This is a genomic window from Enterococcus sp. C76, assembly GCF_040886985.1.
Classification (GTDB): domain Bacteria; phylum Bacillota; class Bacilli; order Lactobacillales; family Enterococcaceae; genus Enterococcus_B; species Enterococcus_B lactis.
This window is the reverse complement of sequence record NZ_JBFOEY010000034.1, coordinates 1-782: the sequence shown is the minus strand read 5'-3', so window position 1 is coordinate 782 and position 782 is coordinate 1. Positions and strand designations below refer to the sequence as shown.

The following is a 782-nucleotide window of genomic DNA, read 5'->3' as shown; positions in this document are numbered from 1 at the left end:
GGTTGAACAACTTGTAAGAGAAGTAAAACAAAACATAATTGATATGGATAGAATAATGTTTGAAGAGAGAGACATTATAAAAAATCTGGAAGTATTTGAATTAATGTATGAAAAGGAACAATATTGCTTGCAAAGAAGGATTTGTTGCATAATAGAAAAATGCGAAAAACAATTTGTTATTGCTAGACATTTGAAATGTTGTATTTCGGAATGTTTGTGTCAAAAAATAGATAGTAAAAGTCGTAGTCTTTTCTTTTATTGGGAAGAAAAACGATCTGATTTTATGACTGAATACCATACGTTTTTATTGGTGAAAGATGACACAAAAAAATTGGAGAATGGTATTGAGGATGGCAAAGAAGTTCTGAAAGAAGAAGTGAGAAAATTTTTATATGAAAAAGGCTATGAGATAGATAGTTCTTTTGAAGGGGATTTTGTGACTTGGATTGGTGTATACGCTCGACCAAAAGGGAAATTTACTTATCTTGATTCGGTGGATGAAGAAGCAAATTTATATGTCAAACAAGATTTTGGGGATTGGTTTGAATGGAAGATTCAAAATGGATATTTAGTTGAATGGTAGAAGAATAAAAGATAAAGAGAAAATAAAGCTAACAGTGCTAATTTTTTATACATCTTAAAAAAAAACGACTATTTAATCAAAAGGTTACAAGGTTGCGTGGAGGAAATTAGGTATGAAACAAGAAATTATTGATTGTTTAGTAAAAGACTTGAAAGCGAATGTTCAGGAATTGCAAGAAGGGAAACAAGAAATTGGAGTT

At 30.1% G+C, this 782-nt stretch carries 1 protein-coding gene; it reads left to right on the top strand.

Annotated features, from left to right (window positions below; all coding sequences use genetic code 11):
- The first annotated feature begins 43 nt into the window (after window positions 1–43).
- The gene (locus AB3I00_RS14555; RefSeq protein WP_368025608.1) at window positions 44–583 is read left to right on the top strand and encodes a hypothetical protein; all 540 of its coding nucleotides are present in this window, start codon (window positions 44–46) and stop codon (window positions 581–583) included.
- Window positions 584–782 lie beyond the last annotated feature (199 nt).

Coding starts and splice junctions, on each gene's coding strand:
- AB3I00_RS14555 (WP_368025608.1), top strand. CDS start 44: ATGGATAGAATAATGTTTGAAGAGAGAGACATTATAAAAAATCTGGAA.